This window comes from Alkalihalobacillus sp. BA299, from assembly GCF_017745675.1.
In the GTDB taxonomy this organism is placed as follows: Bacteria; Bacillota; Bacilli; order Bacillales; family Bacillaceae_F; genus Alkalihalobacterium.
On sequence record NZ_JAFLJM010000021.1, the window covers coordinates 1 to 15,115 of the forward strand.

General features: G+C 39.2%; 17 protein-coding genes, 11 tRNA genes and 1 rRNA gene. 2 read left to right on the forward strand and 27 right to left on the reverse strand.

The genetic code is table 11. The features are described from left to right. From J0N78_RS21085 to J0N78_RS21145, 13 genes are all read right to left on the reverse strand, one after another. Positions 1 to 109: ribosomal RNA gene (locus J0N78_RS21085) — 16S ribosomal RNA — on the reverse strand; the annotation flags it as partial. A gap of 174 nt (positions 110 to 283) precedes the next feature. Continuing rightward, positions 284 to 360 (reverse strand) — tRNA-Ile (locus tag J0N78_RS21090). Between the two features lie 12 nt (positions 361 to 372). Beyond that, positions 373 to 446, reverse strand: a tRNA-Gly gene (locus J0N78_RS21095). Between the two features lie 6 nt (positions 447 to 452). Next, positions 453 to 529, reverse strand: a tRNA-Pro gene (locus J0N78_RS21100). Between the two features lie 103 nt (positions 530 to 632). Continuing rightward, positions 633 to 709, reverse strand: a tRNA-Arg gene (locus tag J0N78_RS21105). A 21-nt stretch (positions 710 to 730) separates the two neighbouring features. Continuing rightward, positions 731 to 816, reverse strand: a tRNA-Leu gene (locus J0N78_RS21110). A 17-nt stretch (positions 817 to 833) separates the two neighbouring features. After that, a tRNA-Leu gene (locus tag J0N78_RS21115) sits at positions 834 to 917 on the reverse strand. A gap of 29 nt (positions 918 to 946) precedes the next feature. Next, a tRNA-Asp gene (locus tag J0N78_RS21120) sits at positions 947 to 1,022 on the reverse strand. A 61-nt stretch (positions 1,023 to 1,083) separates the two neighbouring features. Then, positions 1,084 to 1,159, reverse strand: a tRNA-Val gene (locus tag J0N78_RS21125). Positions 1,160 to 1,262: 103 nt separating this feature from the next. Beyond that, positions 1,263 to 1,337: transfer RNA gene (locus tag J0N78_RS21130), tRNA-Glu, on the reverse strand. Between the two features lie 9 nt (positions 1,338 to 1,346). Then, a tRNA-Ser gene (locus J0N78_RS21135) sits at positions 1,347 to 1,437 on the reverse strand. 2 nt (positions 1,438 to 1,439) lie between these two features. Further along, positions 1,440 to 1,515, reverse strand: a tRNA-Asn gene (locus J0N78_RS21140). 120 nt (positions 1,516 to 1,635) lie between these two features. Further along, positions 1,636 to 2,103 carry a SprT family protein gene (locus J0N78_RS21145; protein ID WP_209125109.1) on the reverse strand — a complete coding sequence of 156 codons (468 nt, stop codon included), beginning with the start codon at positions 2,101 to 2,103 and terminating at the stop codon, positions 1,636 to 1,638. A 106-nt stretch (positions 2,104 to 2,209) separates the two neighbouring features. Between J0N78_RS21145 and cmpA the strand changes: the two genes are divergently transcribed. Next, a complete protein-coding gene (gene cmpA / locus J0N78_RS21150; RefSeq protein ID WP_209125110.1) occupies positions 2,210 to 2,350 on the forward strand; it encodes a cortex morphogenetic protein CmpA in 141 nt (46 codons plus the stop codon). Positions 2,351 to 2,376: 26 nt separating this feature from the next. Here the strand turns inward: cmpA and J0N78_RS21155 are convergent, their stop codons facing one another. The 14 genes from J0N78_RS21155 to acpS form a co-directional block, all read right to left on the reverse strand. Then, positions 2,377 to 4,530: a Tex family protein gene (locus tag J0N78_RS21155; protein WP_374193951.1), complete on the reverse strand. Its 2,154-nt coding sequence runs from the start codon at positions 4,528 to 4,530 to the stop codon at positions 2,377 to 2,379. Positions 4,531 to 4,832: 302 nt separating this feature from the next. Then, on the reverse strand, positions 4,833 to 5,435 hold the full coding sequence (locus tag J0N78_RS21160) for a PP2C family serine/threonine-protein phosphatase (RefSeq protein WP_209125111.1): 603 nt from the start codon (positions 5,433 to 5,435) through the stop codon (positions 4,833 to 4,835). Beyond that, the gene (gene sigB, locus J0N78_RS21165) at positions 5,432 to 6,220 is read right to left on the reverse strand and encodes an RNA polymerase sigma factor SigB (RefSeq protein WP_209125112.1); all 789 of its coding nucleotides are present in this window, start codon (positions 6,218 to 6,220) and stop codon (positions 5,432 to 5,434) included. Before sigB ends, J0N78_RS21160 begins: the two co-directional genes overlap by 4 nt. Continuing rightward, complete coding sequence (rsbW, locus tag J0N78_RS21170) at positions 6,186 to 6,665, reverse strand: anti-sigma B factor RsbW (RefSeq protein WP_209125113.1); 480 nt, start codon at positions 6,663 to 6,665, stop codon at positions 6,186 to 6,188. Before rsbW ends, sigB begins: the two co-directional genes overlap by 35 nt. Next, on the reverse strand, positions 6,662 to 6,994 hold the full coding sequence (locus J0N78_RS21175; RefSeq protein ID WP_209125114.1) for an STAS domain-containing protein: 333 nt from the start codon (positions 6,992 to 6,994) through the stop codon (positions 6,662 to 6,664). Before J0N78_RS21175 ends, rsbW begins: the two co-directional genes overlap by 4 nt. A 55-nt stretch (positions 6,995 to 7,049) precedes the next feature. Then, the gene (locus tag J0N78_RS21180) at positions 7,050 to 8,072 is read right to left on the reverse strand and encodes a PP2C family protein-serine/threonine phosphatase (protein WP_307794986.1); all 1,023 of its coding nucleotides are present in this window, start codon (positions 8,070 to 8,072) and stop codon (positions 7,050 to 7,052) included. 12 nt (positions 8,073 to 8,084) lie between these two features. Then, a complete protein-coding gene (locus J0N78_RS21185; RefSeq protein WP_209125115.1) occupies positions 8,085 to 8,498 on the reverse strand; it encodes an anti-sigma regulatory factor in 414 nt (137 codons plus the stop codon). 2 nt (positions 8,499 to 8,500) lie between these two features. Next, positions 8,501 to 8,857 (reverse strand): STAS domain-containing protein, encoded by a 357-nt coding sequence (locus tag J0N78_RS21190; protein ID WP_209125171.1) that lies wholly within the window; start codon positions 8,855 to 8,857, stop codon positions 8,501 to 8,503. Positions 8,858 to 8,909: 52 nt separating this feature from the next. Further along, the gene (locus tag J0N78_RS21195; RefSeq protein ID WP_209125116.1) at positions 8,910 to 9,728 is read right to left on the reverse strand and encodes an STAS domain-containing protein; all 819 of its coding nucleotides are present in this window, start codon (positions 9,726 to 9,728) and stop codon (positions 8,910 to 8,912) included. A gap of 394 nt (positions 9,729 to 10,122) precedes the next feature. Continuing rightward, the gene (locus tag J0N78_RS21200; RefSeq protein WP_075387512.1) at positions 10,123 to 10,473 is read right to left on the reverse strand and encodes a type II toxin-antitoxin system PemK/MazF family toxin; all 351 of its coding nucleotides are present in this window, start codon (positions 10,471 to 10,473) and stop codon (positions 10,123 to 10,125) included. Between the two features lie 3 nt (positions 10,474 to 10,476). Beyond that, positions 10,477 to 10,761: a CopG family ribbon-helix-helix protein gene (locus J0N78_RS21205; RefSeq protein ID WP_247747469.1), complete on the reverse strand. Its 285-nt coding sequence runs from the start codon at positions 10,759 to 10,761 to the stop codon at positions 10,477 to 10,479. Between the two features lie 112 nt (positions 10,762 to 10,873). After that, positions 10,874 to 12,052 carry an alanine racemase gene (gene alr, locus J0N78_RS21210; RefSeq protein WP_247747470.1) on the reverse strand — a complete coding sequence of 393 codons (1,179 nt, stop codon included), beginning with the start codon at positions 12,050 to 12,052 and terminating at the stop codon, positions 10,874 to 10,876. Positions 12,053 to 12,350: 298 nt separating this feature from the next. Continuing rightward, positions 12,351 to 13,391, reverse strand: coding sequence for a LolA family protein (locus J0N78_RS21215; protein WP_209125119.1), 1,041 nt, complete (start codon positions 13,389 to 13,391; stop codon positions 12,351 to 12,353). Between the two features lie 369 nt (positions 13,392 to 13,760). After that, positions 13,761 to 14,123 (reverse strand): holo-ACP synthase, encoded by a 363-nt coding sequence (gene acpS, locus J0N78_RS21220; protein ID WP_209125120.1) that lies wholly within the window; start codon positions 14,121 to 14,123, stop codon positions 13,761 to 13,763. A gap of 178 nt (positions 14,124 to 14,301) precedes the next feature. On the opposite strand from acpS, the gene J0N78_RS21225 reads away from it, so the two are divergent. Further along, positions 14,302 to 15,048: a rhomboid family intramembrane serine protease gene (locus J0N78_RS21225; RefSeq protein ID WP_209125121.1), complete on the forward strand. Its 747-nt coding sequence runs from the start codon at positions 14,302 to 14,304 to the stop codon at positions 15,046 to 15,048. Positions 15,049 to 15,115 lie beyond the last annotated feature (67 nt).

The window sequence follows — 15,115 nt, forward strand, 5'->3', positions numbered from 1 at the left end:
CGTCCGCCGCTAACCAATTAAGAGCAAGCTCTTAATTGGTCCGCTCGACTTGCATGTATTAGGCACGCCGCCAGCGTTCGTCCTGAGCCAGGATCAAACTCTCCATAAAAGTGTTTGATTAAGCTCACTGTCACAAACGTGACGTTTTAAAACATTGACGAGATATCATGTATCTCTTTATTTCGCTTGGCTTTTTGTTCAGTTTTCAAAGAACTTTTTAGTGTGTCAAAAGCGACTTCTCTATGTTATCACATTCATCAAATCACTGTCAACACTTTTTTTCTGGTGGGCCTAAGTGGACTCGAACCACCGACCTCACGCTTATCAGGCGTGCGCTCTAACCAGCTGAGCTATAGGCCCCCAATAAATAATTGGAGCGGGTGATGGGAATCGAACCCACGACATTAGCTTGGAAGGCTAGAGTTTTACCATTAAACTACACCCGCATATGATGGTCGGGAAGACAGGATTTGAACCTGCGACCCCCTGGTCCCAAACCAGGTGCTCTACCAAGCTGAGCCACTTCCCGTAAACTATAGAGGCTAGATGTAGGACAATAGAAATTAGAGCACTGCAATTACATCTATAAACGACTTCTAACTTCTTATTTCCAACTTCTCGCTTCTAAATAATGGTGCGCCCTGAGAGATTCGAACTCCCGACCTTTTGATTCGTAGTCAAACACTCTATCCAGCTGAGCTAAGGGCGCCCCTATTTTCATTAAACTTCTTGGTGCGGTCGAGAGGACTCGAACCTCCACGGGGTTGCCCCCACTAGCCCCTCAAGCTAGCGCGTCTGCCATTCCGCCACGACCGCTCTATAAATTCCACTACTGGTGCGGGTGAAGGGACTCGAACCCCCACGTCAAAGACACTAGATCCTAAGTCTAGCGCGTCTGCCAATTCCGCCACACCCGCATAATATAAATTTAATTTAAAATAAAAAATGGCGGTCCCGACGGGAATCGAACCCGCGATCTCCTGCGTGACAGGCAGGCATGTTAACCGCTACACCACGGGACCACAAAACCGCTACAGAATAATAGATGCACACTATCTATAAAATGTTACAATTGAATAATAATGGTGGAGGATGACGGGCTCGAACCGCCGACCCCCTGCTTGTAAGGCAGGTGCTCTCCCAGCTGAGCTAATCCTCCAGTCTGGATTTTAAATGTAAAAAATCTAATAGTGAAGCGTAAGTTAACCTTACGGATGCAACCTATGCTCTAACTTCGGATTTCCATCCTTTAACTTCTAGTATGGTGACCCGTACGGGATTCGAACCCGTGTTACCGCCGTGAAAGGGCGGTGTCTTAACCGCTTGACCAACGGGCCATAAAATAATGGCGGAGAAGGAGGGATTTGAACCCTCGCGCCGGTTACCCGACCTATACCCTTAGCAGGGGCACCTCTTCAGCCACTTGAGTACTTCTCCACTGGCTCCACAGGCAGGACTCGAACCTGCGACCGATCGGTTAACAGCCGATTGCTCTACCAACTGAGCTACTGTGGAATAATATCAGACTTAAAATATAATACAAGAAAAAATTCGCTGCGTCAACACTTTTCTAAAAATAATTAGTAGAAAAGCAAGCTGTCTCTCAGCGACTTCTATAATATAGCACAGACGAAACTAGTGGTCAATATCCATTTTTATCATCCTTAATTTTCCTCCACACCTTCCACAAGCGTATCGCGAAAGGTTCAACTTTCTCTTCCTTATATACTTTATTGAACAACTTGTACATTCGATAGTATATCGTCTCTTTGAGGATATTCTTTCATTAGACAGCGATTTACAATACCTTGCTCCTCCAACTTGACTTAATAAATCTTTGAAATCTTTATCTCTATGTTTATATCCCCTTTTTTGAATGTGCAAATGATAATGGCATAATTCGTGTTTAATAATTGAAATTAATTCTTCTTTCCCAAATGCTTCATATTGTTTCGGATTAATTTCAATATCATGTGTGTGCAATAAATATCGACCACCTGTTGTTCGAAGACGAGGGTTAAACCTAGCTTCATGCAGAAAAGGCCGCTTAAAATAAGATAATGAAACTTCTTCAACAATGAATTGCAGCTCTTCTTGCGTCACGATCTTTAGCTCCTTAAATAATTACTTTAAGATTTCAATCAACTTTGACAAACTGTAATACATATATTAATCATAGTAACATAAATGAATAAGGAGCTGCTAGCCTATGCCCTACTGGCTAAGAAAGCAACTAAAAACTGCTTTCTTTCAAAAAAACCGTTACCAAATCAAGCTTCTCAACCAATGTTGGTTCTATTATCAAAAAACACAATTCAAAAAAAATACAGCAATTGAGAAAAGAGGCTAACCGCGATTTGCAGTTAGCCTCTTTTTTTAATTCAATTGTTTTTCTGGTTTTACCATCGTTAAAGCGACTCTCTGCTTTTTCATATCTACGTCGTCAACCCATACAGTAACAACTTCACCCACTGCTACAACTTCAAGCGGGTGCTTCACAAACCGGTTGCTTAATTTAGAAATATGAACAAGGCCATCTTGCTTAACACCAATATCTATAAATGCTCCAAAATCAACGACATTTCGAACCGTCCCTTGTAATTCCATTCCCTTCTGTAAATCTTCGAGAGCTAACACCCCTTTTTTCAATAAAGGTTTTGCTAAATCATCACGAGGGTCTCGTCCAGGTCTAATAAGGGCATCAATAATATCCTTTAATGTCGGTTCTCCAATTTCAAGCTCTTGAGCTGTTTCTGACAATGAAATCTGCTGGAGTTTTTCTTTTAACGACTCCGTTCCCAGGTCCTCCATACTGGCACCAACTGCCTCAAGCAATCGTTTCGTTTCAGGGTATGACTCTGGATGGATCGCTGTATTATCTAAAGGGTTGTCTCCTTCAGAAATTCTTAAAAAGCCTATACACTGTTCGTATGTCTTCTCACCAAGGCGAGGCACCTTTTTCAATTGTTGACGAGAGGTAAACTTTCCTTCTTCATTACGTTTTTTAACAACATTATTTGCAACTACCTTTGATAGCCCTGCAACATATTGAAGCAGTGATGGCGATGCTGTATTCACATTTACTCCTACGCGGTTTACAGCGGTTTCTACAACAAAGCCTAAAGACTCAGCTAATCTTTTTTGTGAAACGTCGTGCTGATATTGACCGACCCCAACAGATTTAGGGTCAATTTTTACTAGCTCAGCTAGTGGATCTTGTAAGCGACGAGCGATGGAGACCGCACTTCGTTCCTCAACTTGCAAATCCGGAAACTCTTCTCGTCCAAGTTCAGAAGCAGAATACACACTCGCACCTGCTTCGTTTACGATTAAATAAGATACTGATAAGTTATTTTCCTGTATTAAATCAGCAATAAACTGTTCCGTTTCTCTTGAAGCTGTCCCGTTACCAATCGCAATCACATCTATCTTATGCTGCTCAATCAATCGGTTAACTACTTTCTTCGCTTCTTCCACTTTATTATGTGGCGGGGTTGGGTAAATCACCGTTATATCTAAAACCTTACCTGTATCATCTACGACTCCCAATTTACAACCGGTTCGATACGCTGGGTCAACACCGAGCACCGTATGATCTTTTATCGGTGGCTGAAGCAAGAGGTTTCGTAAGTTTTCTGAAAAAATATGTATCGCTTGCTCCTCTGCTTTAGTCGTAAGTTCATTGCGAATTTCACGCTCTATTGAAGGCTCTATTAAACGTTTATAACCGTCTTCAATTGCCTCAGTTACAAACGGTACTGCACTCGAACTTTTATTTCCTATGTAGTTTCTTTGCATATAGGCTTCAATTTTTTGAATAGGGAACTTAATTCCCACACGTAAGACATCCTCTTTTTCACCCCGGTTCATCGCAAGTATACGATGGGGAACGACTCGTTTGACCGGTTCCTCATACTCATAATACATTTCATAAATACCTTTTTCGTCCTTATCCGTATCCTTTCCTTTAGTTACGATGATCCCATCTTTAAACGTTAACTCTCTTATATGCTTTCGTACCTCTGCATCATCTGAAACCCACTCTGCAATAATATCTTTTGCACCTTGGAGTGCCTCCTCCAATGTATTAACCTCATGCTCTTCTGAAATATATTTACTTGCCTCTTCTTCTACATTTACTGACTTTGGTAAAGAGAACAACCAAGCAGCCAAAGGCTCGAGCCCTTTTTCTTTTGCAATCGTCGCTTTTGTCCTGCGCTTTTGTTTATATGGACGATACAAGTCTTCTACCTCTTGGAGCTTTTCTGCTTTCTCAATCGCCGTTTTTAATTCACTTGTAAGTTTTCCTTGCTCCTCAATTAGCCGAATGACTTCGCCTTTTCTTTCACTTAAGTTTACAGCATATTGCCATGTTTCCGTTATTGAGCGGATTTGCACCTCATCTATTCCGCCTGTTAATTCCTTTCGATAACGTGCAATAAATGGGACGGTATTCCCTTCTTCAATCAGTTCGATGACTTGTTTAATCGTTTTCGTTGGTAAGTTTAATTCTTTACTAATTTTCATCATCATTTGTTGACGGACTTCATTACTACTCAAATTCATCTCTCCTCTATACATCTTGCCACAGTTAGCATTTCTTCTATTATAGTGAATTATGCCAAAAAGTGAACTAGCCTTACTAATCCTTCGACACCTTCCCCTTCAATCCTTTGACCAAAAAAAGAAAAGAGACTGGCTTTAAATTAACGGGTTCCGTATTTGCAACAAATCAAATTTCATATTTGCTATCATGTGCTTGAATGAAATAAGCCACAATCATTAAAAATCACATTGGGAATAGTAACCCAATGCGATTTATGATATGGGTGTTAAAGTAGTTGTCCAATAAGTATCGCTAGATCATCATCAGTAGTGTTTACATGTTTTTCAATAAAATGACTCGCTTTTTCTCTAGAGTTCAAATCAATTAAGTTTTCTCGTTTTAAACCACTAAGCTTGACTCCATCCGAATACATGACAAAAACACTGCCTGGTTCATACGGGAAACACTCCGTTTTCACACCAACTTTTCGCCCACATAAAAACCCTCGATTCGGAATAGGGCGTAACATTTGTCCTTTGGGTGAATAAAACAAAAATCCGACATTTCCAATACTGCTATAGTAGGCGGTTCTTTCTCGACAATCAAACTTGACGATCGTTAAAACGACACCTCGTTTTGCTACCAGCTTTTCATTACATAACTCAACCATCATTTGCACACTTTTACGATGATTTTCTTTAATAACGTTCATTACAGTAACTGAAGCAGCGTGCGCAGGTTCACCACTACCTAATCCATCAGAAACAGCACATATGACATAATCGTCCGATTCAACAACAAGATAAGAGTCCCCACATAATGTATTTCCTTTTTTCGGTTGTTGATAGGTCGATACATAAACGTGTTGTTTTTGGTGAAAATCAATCATTTAAGACACTCCGTAGATTTCACATGAATGGCCTCACGTAATTTTTGTAACGCCCTTCGTAGTAGCCTCGATACATGCATTTGTGAAATACCTAACCGCTCCCCCGTCTCTTTCTGACTTAAATTTTCATAATAAGTCAACTGCAAAATGTTCCTTTCCCGTTCACTCAATACACTAAAGACTTTTTCTAGAAGCATTCGCTGGTCCGTCTGTTCATATCCCTTTTCTTTTCGACCAACAAGATCTAATAAGGTTGATTCTCCACCTTCTTGATCGGCTTCTAGTGGTCGATCAACAGATAAAGCTTGATAACTTCTCCCCATTTCCATTGCTTCTAACACTTCTTCAACAGAAACATTAAGGAGTTCTGCTATCTCCTCGACCTTTGGCGAGCGCTGCAGTTCGTTTGTTAATTGATCCACTGCTTTTTTTATTTTCGGTCCTAGCTCTTTAATTCTTCTTGGAACATGGACACTCCACGTCTTATCTCGAATATACCGCTTAATTTCACCAATGACTGTCGGAATAGCAAATGATTCGAAGCTTTTTCCAACCGATACATCAAAACGCCGAATGGCACCTAGTAAACCTAGCATCCCTACTTGAAAAAGATCCTCAGCATGCTCTGGCCCTCTCGAAAACTTACGAGATAGCGTTTGCACAAGCGGCTTATAATGTTCAACTAACTTGATTTGAGCTTCTTCTAATTCATTTTCTTGATATTGCTTAATCCAAAGAATTACGTCATCTTTACTGTTGGGTAGTTGCTGAGGTTTCGTCGACATAACGTTCCACCCCATCTCTTCCTAAGTACTTTGTCATCATTAGGATAACGCCATCCTCATCACAAATTTCTACCTTATCCATTAACGTATTAATAAGAAAGAGCCCCAGCCCTCCTTCTTTTAATTCATTGACTGGTTGACTGCTATCAATCGGCCCTAACTTATTCCTAATTCCCTCTATATCAAAGCTTTCACCATTATCTGCCACTAACACTTCTAATCGATCCGCAAATACGTGAAAGGTAACTGAAATGGTTCCCTCTCCCTCGTATGCGTGCTCTACTACGTTCGTACATGCTTCTGCAACAGCAATTTTTATATCTTCTATGTCATCGTACGTATACCCAATTCGATTTGCAATTCCAGAAACAGTCAAACGGATGACCCCTACATACTCCGGTTTTGCAGGAACTTTCATCTCGATGCGATCACTATTGCGGGTCATTGCATTTCCTCCTTTTCTTGGTCCTCTATATCAATAACTTCATCTAATCCTGTTATTTTAAACAACCGTTGTAATCGATTAGACAACCCTTGAAGTTGGATGTGGCTATTATAATTATGGGTTGATTTTAAGGCTCCGATAAAAATACCCAAACCCGTACTATCAATGTAATCTACGTCCGTTAAGTCGACAATCACTTTCATACTACTTTCTTCTGTCAGAGGAATGAGTACTTCTCTTAATTTAGGTGCTGTAAACGCGTCTACTTCGCCTGATAAATATAATAAGTGGACATTCCCTTTTGTTTTCTGGCGTATTTCTAAATTCATAATAAACCTCCTGAATATAGTAATTACCCATGTATTTACCACATTATGAAATGACTTAAACCTGTCTTCGTAAAAACATTAACGTAAAATCATCATTCAGTTCAAAATCTTGCAACTGCACAAGTTCATCATACACTTTCTCAACAATATCTTGCGCAGGTAGACTCATATAACGCCTGAGAAGGTCTGTTATTTCCTGACGTTCAATAAAGCGCTCTCCTACTCTGCATTCCGTTACACCATCTGATAATAAAACGATAACATCACCTACATGCACTTCTTGCTTGTATTCCCGATACTGCGTCTTATTAGACACTCCTAGTACAAGCCCTTTTGCGTATAAATCTGTAAATTTATTTTCGCTAACCTTGAAGTAAAAACCTGGCTCATGCCCTGCACCTGAGTATACAAATATATGATCATTCGGGTCATATGCTCCATACATCATCGTAATAAACATACTTGAATCAACATTTTGTTCAACAACACGATTTAAATTTTCAAGTAATGCACTTGGTTGCATCGAATAAGCAAGCAAACTATCAATAGCATATTTAATCATCGACATACACATCGCTGCAGGGATACCTTTTCCAATTATATCTGCAATTGCGACTCCAAGCTGTCCACACTCACTTTTAACACCATAATAATAATCCCCACTCATTTTTCCTGCCGGTACACTTATCACTCCGATATCAAGTTCTTGCATTTGTGGCATTTTTTTAGGTAAAAGGGTTTGTTGCATATTTGCAGCTACATCGATTTGCATTTCTAATTCTATTTGTTTATCCCTTAAACTTTGGTGTTCTCGGTAAGCTAACCCATAACCGATCATTACTTCAAGTAAAAATGAAAACGAAGCTTTTATATCCACCGAAAGCTCCTCAAACACCTCTTCTAAAACTGCACAGTGAAGGCTTACCATCTCTTCGGGAGAAATTTGATTTTCAAGCAATCGTTTACTATATTGCTGCGCGTCATATAAGCCCTGTTCACTTTTATTTTCCAAAAAAGCACGTAGTAAATCTTTATAATCGGATTGTAAAGATAAATCTCGATTCTCGGCTTCAATCACAGGTTTTCCTCCTTATTTAAGCCATTTTGTTACCGATATTACTGTTCCTTCTCCTACGCTCGTTTCGATTTGAAAGTCATCCATTAACCGCTTAACACCAGGTAATCCAGCTCCTAGCCCTCCAGAAGTCGTATATCCATCTTCCATCACTTGTCGGATATCTTCTATTCCTGGCCCATGATCTGAAGCTGTAATTTTTATTCCCGGTTGAAATGCATTTGTTTCTGTACCAACGACTCGTTCAATACAAATCGTTCCTTTTTTTGCATATAAATAAATGTTTCGTGCCAGTTCAGAAATAGCCGTTGCAATCCTTGCCTGGTCTACTGTTCCAAAGCCAATTTCTTTAGCTAAATTTCTACCAACTTGTCTAGCTCCGACAATTTCCCATTCACTCTTAACCTCTACACAGGATTGGACCGCCATCCTTACCCCTCCAATACTTGCTGCAACTTTTCCAACCCTTGCTCTAAGTCGAGCGCCGTTTGGACACCACCTAACCTAATTCCCATATCTACTAATGTGATGGCTACAGCAGGCTGTATTCCGGTAAGCACCACTTTTGCTCCCATTAAATTAGACATATCAACAACATCACCGAGAACTTTAGCAATAAATGAATCAATCATTTCCACAGAGGTTAAGTCAATTACGACCCCCATTGAACCTTCTCGATGAATTTTATTGAGTAAATCTTCTTGAAATTGAAGTGCGGTTTGATCATCAAGCTCAACTTGGACACTGACGAGTAAATATTCTTTCAATTTTAAAATCGGGATTCTCATACTCATTCTCAGGTCACCTACTCTTTTAATGTATGTTCAACTTCCTAAAAATCTATCTATCTATGATTTGTCTATTTGTGAGTTCAAGTGCAGTTTGGACTCCTATTCGGAGCGTACTCTTGGTTGGAAATTGACTTAGGTCAATACCTAAGTTAACGATCGTTTGTGCAATTTCCGGTCTAATACCTACTAAAATACACTTTGAACCTACAAGTCGTACCGCTTCAGCCGCTTGAATAATATGGTGGGCAACCATTGTATCAACGACGGGGACTCCTGTTATATCAATTAAAACGACTTGAGCCCGGTGCTTAATGACACCATTTAATAAGTTTTCCATTATTAATTTTGCTCTAGCTGTATCGATCGTTCCAATGAGAGGCATAATTGAAATATTTTCGAAAATAGGGATCAGCGGTGCCGAAAGCTCTAATAAGGACAGCTTTTGTAACTCAAAGGTGTTTTCCCATGAACCTGTATAATTATGGATAACTTTATTAAGAATCCCATCAATCCACGTCTCGATTTCGTAAAATAATAAAACAATTCTTTTTCCATCACTTTCTCGCTCTGTTAACATTTCGAGAATGACACGACGAAACGCTTGTAAACCTTGCGTAATATACTCCAACTGTAATCCTGCTTGAACTAGACGTTTCGAATATTGTCCAATTCGTTCTGTCGCCTCCGCTTGACTCCAATGAAGTGTATCTAAGATCAATTCTACAAATTCCTGATTTGTACTTTCAAAGACGTGTTCAGTAACATTTTCCATATACGTTTCTTTACGAACTGCTTCAACTTCTTGTAACCACCTTACTTTTAAATCAGCTTTGTTTCGCAAAATGATTTCAATAATATCAGGCTGCAACCAGGACACCTCCATTTCCCACTATTATTTCATGCCAACAAAAAAGTTGCAAAAGATGCACTTGATAAAAGAAAAGCGGAAGGTGTCTGCTTATTAGCGACAAGCGCTGGAGGGCCAGCAATTAGTGTCCTGATTTTTTGACACGTTTGATGGACCGAAGCGACCTCGAGCCAATGACACCTGTAGCTAGACATGAAAAGCGGAAGCGCCCGTTTAGCGACGTACGGAATGGAGCCTTCGACACATCCTTTGAACTTCTAGCGAGTAAACACAAAAAAGCCAAACAGCTCCATAGATCCAGCCTGTTTGACGGTTTAGTTTCACTACAAATAAAAAAAGCTACTTCATCTTAGTAGGAGAAGTAACTTTTCTACATACGCTTAAACATTTAAAATTAAAAATTAATAAGACCTAAACTAATTTGAAGCGCATCATCCACTCGACTCATCATATCATCGTCCAAATGTGTGATTTTGTCAGTTAGTCGTTGTTTATCAATCGTCCGAATTTGCTCTAACAAGATCACTGAATCCCGATCAAACCCATATCGCTTGGCATTTATCTCTACATGAGTCGGTAACTTAGCTTTTTGAATTTGGGCTGTTATCGCCGCGACGATGACAGTTGGACTAAACCGATTCCCGATATCGTTTTGAATGATGAGAACAGGCCTAACTCCACCTTGCTCTGAACCAACAACAGGAGATAGATCAGCAAAGTAAACATCGCCACGTTTTACAATCAACAGCTACACCCCACTAACTAAGCGATCTAGGGTGTGCTCTGCTTCCTCCTCAGCAAGAAAGGCTTCTGATGCAATGTTTAAGTTGATCTTTGCCATTTCCATATAACCCTGCTGCATCGACTCACGAATTTGACGTCTTTTTCGCTCTCGAAGATACATTTTTGTAGCCTGGGAGATAAATTCACTCCGGTTAACTTTTTCTTGCTTAACTACCCCATCTACTTCGTTTAAAAGGTTCTGCGGCAAACTAATCATAATTCGCTTTGTGGCTTGTTCAGACACAAACATACACCCCCATCAACGTACGGTACGACCTATTTACATTCCGTATTAATAATAGCACTCTATAGACTGAATTGCAAAGTTGTTCTTTATTATTTTATAGCAAATTATTTTTTCGTTATGGTACTATTTTATTTTTTACGTCATAAACTCGATTGTTCTTGAGGTAAACTCTCGGTATTCTAGTACCAATCATACAAGGTATTTCATAGTTTATCGTTGATAAACGTTCTGCGACATCATCAATCGAAATCGTTTGATCTCCTTGAGAACCAATCAATGTGACTTGTGTTCTAGCAGGTTCTTCATGTAGTAATTTTACCATACATTGATCCATACATATTCTGCCGACAAAAGGCACCTTTTCTCCGTTCACTAAGACAGAACCGCGTTTTAAAGAATGATATCGATACCACCCATCTGCATATCCAATCGGGATCGTCCCAATCCATTCCCACCCTTCTGTTTTATAGGTGATTCCATAACTAATTCCTTCTCCTGGTGGAACTCTTTTGACTTGTATCAGCTTGGAGTGAAGAGAAAAAGCTTCTTTAAGTTGTACCGGCAATTTATCTTTTATGTCAATAGAAGGAGTGAGTCCGTACATCGATATCCCGAGGCGAAACATATTAAATGCCTGATTAGGATGCATTAGTCCTGTTGCACTATTTCCGCAATGAATAATAGAAACGTCTACTTTCCACTCTTTCATCAAGTTTACAATATGTGTAAAACGCTCATACTGCATATTGAAGTAGTCATCACATAGTTCATCTGCAGTTGCAAAATGAGTATACAACCCTTCTAATCGAAAACGGTTATCTTCTTGGATAACCTCTATTACAGCCTTTCCTTCTTCCTGATCTCTTATACCAATTCTCCCCATGCCTGTATCGAATTTCATATGCATATTAATTTTCTTTTGTCCTTGATACAGCGACTGAGCACGTTGCAACCACTCTACTGAAAAAACAGTTACAGTTATATCCTGACTTGCAGCTATTTCTAAATCTTCTGGTCGAATCGCACCTAACACAAGTATAGGGGCTTTAATACCAGCCATTCGTAATTGAATAGCTTCATCTAATATGGCGACCGCTAAATAAGTAGCTCCTGCTTCAAGCGCTGTTTCTGCAACAGGTATTGCCCCGTGTCCGTATCCGTCTGCCTTAACAACAGCCATAATTTCCATAGTATGTTTAAAGCTTGCTTTAATGTTTCTTACATTTTCCTTTATATGGTCAAGGTTGACCTCGACCCATGTATCACGATAAAAAGAGTCATTCCAACGTTGCAATGCGTTCTCCACCTTCCAAAAATACATACAGCATCTTCTCTTTATTGTGATTATCTTGTTCTTTGGACTTACTGTCAACATTCCATGAGTCTTAGTTTCAATCTTCTTTACTTCGTGCAGACGATCTAAAACCAACAGATTTACGAAAACAGCCTAAAAAAAAGAAGAGACCGACTATGAAGTGTCTAGGCGCCTACGTCTAAACATATATTGTGCATTACTAACTGTTGCACAAATATATTATATACGAGCTCTAGACCATTTCGCTTTGAAGTCAGCCTCCGAACCAAACTTTTAATTATTTTTCTAGTGTACCGTAAACCGAGCGAGCAATTGCCGTCATTTCTTCAGCGTCTAAATCATTTGATGCGAGATAAAAATCAACACCTTCATATGTCCACATTAATGAACCGTTTGACATAACACCAACAGTAAACCCTAAATCAACAGGATCACCGGTACTAACATTCATTGGTGTACTTGCTGAAACGACTCTACTCTTTTCTTGAATTAACGTAAAGTTATTGTCTCCCGTATACGTTAGTACTACTTTTTCTCCATCCTCTGTTCTAACGGTTTCTGAGTTCGTTAGTGCTGTACCTTGTGGCTCATATAATGGATAAAGTACAGTTAACGGTTCTGACACATCAGCTAATGTCGGAACTTCTTTCCCCATTTGTGCTGCTGTCATATTTCGTTCCATATCAAAATCATCTTCGTTAAAGCTTGGGTTCATGGAAAACGAACTAAAGTTTACTTGAACGAGCACCTGTAAGTCAGAATTCATGATCTTTACCGATGCTGGCGTTAAGTCTTTTTTATTCAGCATGATTTCTTGGCTGTTTAAATTTTTGTTTTGGTAGTTCGTTTTCGTTTGGAACACATAATGATCCTCTGTAGCTTGGAACGTTCTTTCTGGATCATTCAAAATATCAGAGATTAAAGATTCATATAAATAGACTTGACTGTTGTTTTTCGGCCAATCACTTTGAAAACGGAAGCTTTTATTGAGGGCTGGTGTTAATACGAACACTCCTTCATCGTTACGTAAAATGATTTGACTTTGATTTTTTTCGTCATTCTTTAAAGCGACTCGATAATGATTTTCCACTTGATGCCAAACTTCCACGTCATACTGCTGCGGCTCTTTACCCGTTTGTAAAATCATCATAGCATCTGTCTTATAACCTGTCATTTCGCTAAGCTTTTGGTCTAACCCTTCAATAATGTCCTCTTGCGTTTTTTCACCGCAACCCGCTAATACAAGAGTGAGAATGACGCTGACAAACAATGCAACTAGTCCTTTCCTTCTCACTTTTAGTTCACCCCTTTGTCTCATAATTAACGACAAAAGAGAAAGACGTTCGTTACCATTCGGGAGCAATCGCTATGTGAGCAAAGAGAAAGAAGTACGTGCCTATCATTTAGTTTGTAATGTCACGGACTTGAGTCTAAGCAATAGCCGACAGAAGGTATACGCTTTTAACTCTAATGCTTCCAACTAAGAAGTATATCAATGATGCCGAGTGAGAGGAAGCTAGAGTTTTATCACTTTCTATCGCTTATCACAAACCCCGTGTAAAGACATTCATCATTAATAGCGCACGTCCTTTCTACTCCCTGTCTATTAGTCCATTACTCATTTTGTAACGAAGCTTTCTCCTAACCGCACTACAACTATATGAGACAAACTTCCACAATATGCAGACTAGCTTGACGAGCTTTCAATAATTACTTGTGCTACAGCATATTCTTTAGAGTGTGAAATGGAAATATGTACGACTTCATCTCCATTCCAATAGATGATCGGTTTTCCAGAAAACTTATCATTCAATACTTCAATATCTTGCCATCCAACCTGTTTGGAGATCCCGGTACCTAACGCTTTTACAAAAGCCTCCTTTGCTGCAAACCGTCCCGCTAAATATTCGATCTGTCGTTTACTTGACAAGTCGTTATACTTTTTTCTTTCATTATGAGTTAAAATCCGCATTACAAATTTATCCGTACGTTCGATCGCCTTCTGAATTCTTTTTATCTCAACAATATCAATTCCTGTTCCTATAATCATAAAAACCTTACCCCTTTTGACGTTTCTACGTTCATTATTGACAATTTCAAAAAAAACTCCCCTCCCAACTTTTCTTAATTTCAGTTGGGATATTCTCACCTTGTAATCATAAACTTATCATAACCTATTCATTTCATGATAGTATGGAAGAGAAATGAAGTAAAAAGGTGGGTTTTCTATGTTTATACGTAATGAAAGCTTTTACTCTTTCCGACGTAACTACCCTGTAATTACAGTTATTGTTGCCATTCACCTACTTCTTTTTGTTTGGATGAACTTTTTACCCTTTGGCTATCTCATTCGAAACATCGGAATTGGTTTTAATCCAGCAGTTGCTCAAGGTGAATACTGGCGCTTAATCACTCCTATTTTTATGCATATAGGAGTAGGGCATGTTTTATTTAATTCATTTTCACTCGTTTTGTTTGGACCTGCTCTTGAAAAAATGCTCGGAAAAATTAAATTTATTACGATTTATTTATCGGCGGGGATCATCGCTAACATCGCTACTTTTTATTTAGGAGGTCTATCCTACCCGCCACATTTGGGTGCATCTGGTGCTATTTTTGGTTTATTTGGCGTATATCTCTATATGGTTTTAAACAGAAAAGATTTAATTGACCAAGCAAACTCACAAATCGTGATGACGATATTAATTATTGGACTTATCATGACGTTCATTAATAGTAATATTAATATTCTTGCCCATTTATTTGGTCTGATTGGGGGCGCCGCATTAGCACCTATTTTCCTTGTAAAGGCACGACCTTTTTACACTTATACACACATCCATGATCCTGAGAAAGTGACATTCAACCCAAATCGTTGGCGACGTCGACGCCTAAATAATAAGGTAGTTCAAAAGATCCTTTGGATTGGGTTTGGAATTCTAGTTGTCATCGGTATATTAATGCGGCTCTTTTAATAGAGAGTTACTAAGAACACTTGACTTAGCAAGACCGCATAAATTTATGTGCATGTCTTATTCTATA

Bases quoted from the DNA above. Each gene is read 5' to 3' on its own strand.
- cmpA (WP_209125110.1), top strand. From the start codon at position 2,210: ATGCCCTACTGGCTAAGAAAGCAACTAAAAACTGCTTTCTTTCAAAAA.
- J0N78_RS21155 (WP_374193951.1), bottom strand. From the start codon at position 4,530: ATGATGAAAATTAGTAAAGAATTAAACTTACCAACGAAAACGATTAAA.
- J0N78_RS21160 (WP_209125111.1), bottom strand. From the start codon at position 5,435: ATGATTGATTTTCACCAAAAACAACACGTTTATGTATCGACCTATCAA.
- sigB (WP_209125112.1), bottom strand. From the start codon at position 6,220: ATGTCGACGAAACCTCAGCAACTACCCAACAGTAAAGATGACGTAATT.
- rsbW (WP_209125113.1), bottom strand. From the start codon at position 6,665: ATGACCCGCAATAGTGATCGCATCGAGATGAAAGTTCCTGCAAAACCG.
- J0N78_RS21175 (WP_209125114.1), bottom strand. From the start codon at position 6,994: ATGAATTTAGAAATACGCCAGAAAACAAAAGGGAATGTCCACTTATTA.
- J0N78_RS21185 (WP_209125115.1), bottom strand. From the start codon at position 8,498: ATGGCGGTCCAATCCTGTGTAGAGGTTAAGAGTGAATGGGAAATTGTC.
- J0N78_RS21190 (WP_209125171.1), bottom strand. From the start codon at position 8,857: ATGAGAATCCCGATTTTAAAATTGAAAGAATATTTACTCGTCAGTGTC.
- J0N78_RS21205 (WP_247747469.1), bottom strand. From the start codon at position 10,761: ATGTTTGTGTCTGAACAAGCCACAAAGCGAATTATGATTAGTTTGCCG.
- J0N78_RS21215 (WP_209125119.1), bottom strand. From the start codon at position 13,391: ATGAGACAAAGGGGTGAACTAAAAGTGAGAAGGAAAGGACTAGTTGCA.
- acpS (WP_209125120.1), bottom strand. From the start codon at position 14,123: ATGATTATAGGAACAGGAATTGATATTGTTGAGATAAAAAGAATTCAG.
- J0N78_RS21225 (WP_209125121.1), top strand. From the start codon at position 14,302: ATGTTTATACGTAATGAAAGCTTTTACTCTTTCCGACGTAACTACCCT.